Raw genomic sequence first — 5,813 nt, 5'->3', positions numbered from 1 at the left:
CGGTACTGTAATCGAAATTTCCGCAACATCTAAACATCATTTAAATCCTTTTGATATAAATTTAAGAAGCTATGAAAAGGGCGATGATCCTGTTGCAATCAAATCTCAATTTATTCTTTCCATGTGCGAAGCGGCTATAGGAAACCTCGAAGCTGCCGAAAAGTCAATAATTGACAGATGCATAAGGAAAATCTATCAGAAATATCTGGACGATCCCAATCCTGAAAATATACCTGTTTTTAAAGATCTGTACAATGCGTTGAGAAGCGTTGAAAACAATCTGCATGCGCAGGACGTTGCAGACGCTTTGGAGATTTTTGTAACAGGTTCTCTCAGCGTTTTTAATCACAGAACAAATGTAGATGTTAACAATCGTATTTTATGTTTCGACATTAGGAAACTTTCCGAACATCTTCATAAAATGGGTATTTTGGTTATTGTAGATTACGTCTGGAACAAAATTTCCAACAGCAGAGACAAAAATCTCAGTACATGGTTTTATGTTGACGAGTTTCATTTGCTTCTGAACGATCCTCTGACTGCCGCATATTCTACGAAAATGTGGAAAGAGCTGAGAAAATGGGGCGGTAAACCTACCGGAATTACTCAGAATGTTACAGATGTTCTTCTCTCTCATCAGGTAGAAAATATTCTTAAAAATTCCGCTTTTATAGTGCTGTTAGGACAAGCCGCCGGAGACCGTGAGATACTTGCGGAACGTCTGGGCATCTCTCCTCAGCAGATGGAATACATTACCGATACCGGTGTAGGCGAAGGTCTTATTTACTATATCGACAAACATCAGCACGGAACGATCATTCCGTTTAAAGATGAATTTCCTACAGACAGCAAGCTATACAAGCTTATGTCAACAAGTAATGACTATGATTAATTCAGGGGTTTTTAAATTCGCCATTGGCGAATTTTCAAAGGAAGTGATATCTTGGCAATAAATAAGAAAGCGTTGAACAAAAGATATGCTAAAAATGTCTATAAAAACCGTAAAAAAGGCAAGTCAGTAAAATCAAATTATAATTCAGTCTATAATTCAGTCCCAACGGCTGTTTCAAAATATACTGCACATTCAAATAATAGCAGCAAAAAAAGCGCTAATGAAGATGTTTCACAATATGCTATGTTTTCATCTGCCAAAGCAGTAAACTTTGCAGCCCACAACGTTAGTCAGCTGCCGAAGTCTGAAACGGCTTGCTTTTTTAATTATTATAAAACAAGTCATACCTCCGGTCTTTCTCAAGCAGAAAATATTTCAAATAAAAGTAATTTTCTGAATGTTTCATCTTCAGGTAAAAATGAAAAAGACAAAAATTATAAAAAACGAACATATGAGAGAAACCGTCGGAGATTATATAAATCTAAACGAAAACGTCTCAGTACCGTCAAGGCATATAAAAGCGCCGCTTCAAAAGCCAAAGCATTAAAAAAAGTCATTGCAGGTATTGTAAAAGTTCTTTCAAGCGGAAAAGTTTTATTGGTAATGGGATTATCTGCACTCACAGTCGTATTAATAGCAGTCCCGCTTATATTATTTTTAATGATATTTACATCAAGCAGCGGAGATTTTGTGCAGGATTATTTAATAGATGTTATCGCCGCCTATCCTGCTGATGAAAACGACATTACACGTGTAAATCTGCACTGGCAGTCACTGATCGTATCTCTGAAAGAACAGCATAAAAAGGTACCTGAAACAGTCACAGGACATTATGATAAAAAGCATTCCGAAATTGCAGATATTATGGAGGATAACAACAGAGTACTTTCATTCATATCCGCTTATTATATGGGAAAAAGATGGACTTTCAACGAAGAAGTTCAGAATCTCGTCACGCAGATTTTTACAAAAATGTACGTTATAGAATACAATTTTGATTCTGAAACAAAAAAGCAGACTAAAACCGTTCAAATACCGGAAAATGAATTGCCCTCTCCTCTCCCGGACAATTACACTGTTTTGAGTACATACAACGGTATATGCAACGTATATATAACAGAAAATGTAACTACCATTACTTTAAATTACAATATTACTGAAAAAATGTCATGGGACGAGATTCTGAACAAATATCTTGACCAGAATCAGCGTGAAAAATATAAAAATTATTACGAACGCAAGGGCGGCGCTATTAAGGCCTTTTCTTCTCCCTTTGCCTTTGACTGGTCAAATACTATTACATCTCCATTCGGCTACAGGACATGGGACGACGGCAGTACGGAATTTCACAAGGGTCTTGATTTCGGCGTTCCCAACGGTACGGAAATACTGGCTGTAGCTGACGGAGTTGTTGAAGTCGGTACAGGCTGCAATCACAACTACCCCAAAGACGGCAGCTGCGGCTGCAACGGAGGCTTCGGAAATTATGTGGAAATACAATGCGAAAACGGTACTCTGATTCTTTACGGTCATATGTCTCAGGTTGCCGTACAGAACGGTCAGACTGTAAAAAACGGTCAGGTTATAGGATACTCAGGCTGTACCGGTTGGTCTACAGGATTTCACTGTCATTTGCAAATGGTCAAAGACGGAGAGTACATAGATCCTTTGGTATTTATCCGTCCGTATACAGGCGCTCCGGCTGAAAAGGAGGAAAATAATTAATGAATTCTACTGAAAAAAGAATAGATAAATTAAAACAGGAAAAGAAAAAGGTAGACGAAAATATTTCAAAGCTAAAAAAGAAATCTGCCGATATTTCAGGACAAATTGAATCTCTGGAAAATGAAAAAATCGTTACTGCGTTCAGGTCTTCAGGATTTAGCATTGAGGATGTAATTACTACTATTTCTATGATGAAATCAGATGATAGCAAGGAACAAAATGTTGTTCCTATCAAGGAGGAAGTAAAAGCACAATGAAAATCAAATATTTTATATTATCCGGAATAATTTCTTCTGCAATATTTTCTATGACTGTATTTGCAGAACCGGAAAAAACTGAAAAGGAAACAGAGCCCACAATAGCAGTCACTGAGGTCAGTAAAACCGTACAGGAAACCACTTCAATTACAGAATCAACAACTGCCGCCGTTACGACGTCAACCACAGAAAAAACTACTACTCCCAGTTTTTACGATGAAATACTCGCTTATGTAGGCGAAGAAAATGCTCCGGTACTTAATGAAAATCTTGACAATAATGCTATGACAATTGACAGCAGTACTATTGATTACAGCAATAAATCAATGTACACCATTACTACACGTTCCGGAGATGTTTTCTATTTAATCATAAACTCAGACGGTTCTGTGTATTTTCTCAATCCTGTTGATACTGCTGATCTGACTGCTATGCTTTCAGATTCCAATGATAACAAATTGAATGAAAATGCTCTTGAAAACATAGAGCAGTTTGAATCTGCAACTGAAAATGAAAAAACTGTTTCAAGTACTGAAACTGAAACAATTAAAAATGAAAAGAAACCCAGCATGGCAAAAAATATATTATGGATTATTGCCGCTATTATAATCAGTCTTATAGTAGGTGCAGTTTTCACGTTTATTAAGAAAAAACGCCAAACAAACAAATTTGATAATGATTATTTTGATGATGACGATTCAGACGCTGATTACAGTGATAACGATTCCATAGTTGAATACGAAGAAGCTGCTGAGGAATCTGATATTACCAAAAGTACATCGGAAATTCAAAGTAACAGTGATGATTTAGAAGAATATCTGGACGATTAAAAAATTCGCCATTGGCGAAAAAGGAGTTTATATATGAAATTAATATCAGAAAACAAAATTGATGCTTTGGGAAGAGTGACACTCCCTGCACAAATTCGGCATAAATTAGGTATGGATAAAGGTGACAGCGTAGATATATTTGAAGATAACGGCTATATGATTATTAAAAAACATAATAACTCCTGTGTTTTCTGCGGACATTCTAAAAATTTAATAGAATACAATCATAAGCATATTTGCAGTAATTGTCTGGATAACCTTAAAAAATAAAGGCTCCGGCTTCTGCCGGAACTATTTCCAATAATAGAACATAAATAATGTATATTTATACTAAGCTTTTTTCTTTTATCATTGCTTATACTTAAAGAACCAGCATATACATTAAATTCTTTTTTACTTTCAATTATAAATTCAAAATGATCAAATTTTTCTATTTTTATATTTGGTGTTTTCCTTGATGAATAAAAAAATTTCTTAAACTATATACAACCTCTCCAGTCAAACATGTAAATTCAGGCATAGATTCTTGATCTTTGATAGATTTATCAGATGGCTCAACATATGTTTTAAACCAATCTCTGTATATATTACCTATATATTTATTATCTGGATACTCTGCCTTACCGCATATATCAGGAAATATTAGAACTAATGATAATGCAGCAAAATATAAATTATTTTTTAATGCGTTATTCATGTCTTCTATGCTATCATATAATAATTCCTTTCTAAACAATTGTTTATTAAAATCTATTTAGGAGTGTAAAATGAATATATTTATTACTTTAGGTTTATCTTTAGCAAGCATTATCCTTGCTTGTTATGAATTGGATGCCTTATTTGGTTTCATTTTAAGTGCTTTAAGATACAAAAAAGAGAAATCAACAAAAAATCGTTCCAATTTTGTATTTTGGGAACAAAAATTATTATTTTTATCCGGATTGTTAATATTCGGCATCATATTAGTTGGATATAAAAATGCCATTTTCATTATTTTTGATACTTATATTCTGTATTTAAATTTAAAAGGCTTATTTGAAAAGGATAAAAAAAATTATTTTTCTATTAGTAATATTTTTATTAGAATCATGTTATATGTTGAAATGATTATACAACGAATGAATAAAAACAAACATTTATAAATGTTCCAAATGTTGCAAACACTAAGCTAAAATTATAAGTTGAAGAATAGTTCACATTAAATCTTAATAAACATTTATATTTTTTGCTGTATTTACAACAAATATACTTTAGAATGGCTTTTAGATTACCGATTAATGACAGTATAGTCCACCATAATAATAAGATTGATATATAAATATTAACAAATAAATCTTGCGAACCAATAATATACATGTCAATTAATAAGAAATATGAGTAAAAAAAGAGTCCTACTAAGCATATGATCTTATAAATTGGTTGATATTTTTCTCTGTTAAAAATGAGAAAAATCAAATCCAAAATAAAAAATATTAAAACCATACAAAAAGTTAGTATTTTATTTTGAATAAAAATACTATAACCTATATAAAAAAACAGAAAACTATATATTAAATCATTACTGTCATTTTCAGTTTTAGTTATTATTCGTCTAGTATTTGATTTTTTTGTGGGTTTATTAACATCATTTTCTTTATATGTATAAATTTTTTTTACAACATTATTATCTCCTTGTATAAAAATGCTATTGTCTATATACTGATTATAATTTTTATCATTTTTTAAAGTAATTATAGACATAGTAGTCAAAATTATAGTTAACGCCGTAGATATTATATTTAGTATTTGTTCCATGACATATCACCTCTTATAAATTATTATTATATATTATTTAATATAAAATGTCAACAAATGTAAATAATTCGCCAATGGCGAATAGAAAGGAAAACATATGAAATTAGTTGTAGCTGAAAAACATAGCGTCGGGGCGAATATCGCTTCCGTACTGGGTGCAAACGTTAAAAAACAAGGCTACATGAAGGGTAACGGTTTTATAGTTTCATGGTGCGTAGGTCATTTAATAGAGCTTGCTGGAAAATAAACAAAATCTAAGGTTTCTTTTTTGTTTGATAAAAATTGATAACTGTAAATATAACCATAACAGCACTT

General features: G+C 32.4%; 8 protein-coding genes. 7 read left to right on the top strand and 1 reads right to left on the bottom strand.

Translation table 11 applies throughout. The annotated features are described in order from the left end of the window. From OCV67_RS12670 to OCV67_RS12650, 5 genes are all read left to right on the top strand, one after another. The coding region (locus tag OCV67_RS12670; RefSeq protein ID WP_394802711.1) for a VirB4-like conjugal transfer ATPase, CD1110 family at positions 1 to 892 on the top strand (892 nt) is incomplete at its 5' end. A 51-nt stretch (positions 893 to 943) separates the two neighbouring features. Continuing rightward, positions 944 to 2,617 carry a M23 family metallopeptidase gene (locus OCV67_RS12665; RefSeq protein ID WP_147644306.1) on the top strand — a complete coding sequence of 558 codons (1,674 nt, stop codon included), beginning with the start codon at positions 944 to 946 and terminating at the stop codon, positions 2,615 to 2,617. Next, on the top strand, positions 2,617 to 2,874 hold the full coding sequence (locus tag OCV67_RS12660; protein ID WP_147644305.1) for a DUF4315 family protein: 258 nt from the start codon (positions 2,617 to 2,619) through the stop codon (positions 2,872 to 2,874). Before OCV67_RS12665 ends, OCV67_RS12660 begins: the two co-directional genes overlap by 1 nt. Beyond that, a complete protein-coding gene (locus tag OCV67_RS12655) occupies positions 2,871 to 3,704 on the top strand; it encodes a CD1107 family mobile element protein (RefSeq protein ID WP_147644304.1) in 834 nt (277 codons plus the stop codon). The genes OCV67_RS12660 and OCV67_RS12655 overlap by 4 nt, the downstream gene beginning before the upstream one ends. A 33-nt stretch (positions 3,705 to 3,737) precedes the next feature. Next, positions 3,738 to 3,974, top strand: coding sequence for an AbrB/MazE/SpoVT family DNA-binding domain-containing protein (locus OCV67_RS12650; RefSeq protein WP_147644303.1), 237 nt, complete (start codon positions 3,738 to 3,740; stop codon positions 3,972 to 3,974). A 166-nt stretch (positions 3,975 to 4,140) separates the two neighbouring features. On the opposite strand, the gene OCV67_RS12645 is transcribed toward OCV67_RS12650, so the two are convergent. Further along, positions 4,141 to 4,401, bottom strand: coding sequence for a hypothetical protein (locus OCV67_RS12645; protein ID WP_147644302.1), 261 nt, complete (start codon positions 4,399 to 4,401; stop codon positions 4,141 to 4,143). Positions 4,402 to 4,471: 70 nt separating this feature from the next. Between OCV67_RS12645 and OCV67_RS12640 the strand changes: the two genes are divergently transcribed. Together OCV67_RS12640 and OCV67_RS12635 are read left to right on the top strand one after the other, a co-directional pair. Next, positions 4,472 to 4,846, top strand: coding sequence for a hypothetical protein (locus tag OCV67_RS12640; protein ID WP_147644301.1), 375 nt, complete (start codon positions 4,472 to 4,474; stop codon positions 4,844 to 4,846). Between the two features lie 749 nt (positions 4,847 to 5,595). Next, complete coding sequence (locus OCV67_RS12635; protein WP_178085158.1) at positions 5,596 to 5,745, top strand: hypothetical protein; 150 nt, start codon at positions 5,596 to 5,598, stop codon at positions 5,743 to 5,745. Positions 5,746 to 5,813: the final 68 nt, after the last annotated feature.

The sequence above is a fragment of the Porcipelethomonas ammoniilytica genome, from assembly GCF_025567485.1.
GTDB lineage: Bacteria > Bacillota > Clostridia > Oscillospirales > Ruminococcaceae > Porcipelethomonas > Porcipelethomonas ammoniilytica.
The sequence above is the reverse complement of the archived record's forward strand: the minus strand, read 5'-3'. Positions and strand labels throughout refer to the sequence as shown.

Excerpts from the sequence above, each read along its gene's own strand:
- OCV67_RS12660 (WP_147644305.1), top strand. The coding sequence starts at position 2,617 with ATGAATTCTACTGAAAAAAGAATAGATAAATTAAAACAGGAAAAGAAA.
- OCV67_RS12635 (WP_178085158.1), top strand. The coding sequence starts at position 5,596 with ATGAAATTAGTTGTAGCTGAAAAACATAGCGTCGGGGCGAATATCGCT.
- OCV67_RS12650 (WP_147644303.1), top strand. The coding sequence starts at position 3,738 with ATGAAATTAATATCAGAAAACAAAATTGATGCTTTGGGAAGAGTGACA.
- OCV67_RS12655 (WP_147644304.1), top strand. The coding sequence starts at position 2,871 with ATGAAAATCAAATATTTTATATTATCCGGAATAATTTCTTCTGCAATA.
- OCV67_RS12640 (WP_147644301.1), top strand. The coding sequence starts at position 4,472 with ATGAATATATTTATTACTTTAGGTTTATCTTTAGCAAGCATTATCCTT.
- OCV67_RS12645 (WP_147644302.1), bottom strand. The coding sequence starts at position 4,401 with ATGAATAACGCATTAAAAAATAATTTATATTTTGCTGCATTATCATTA.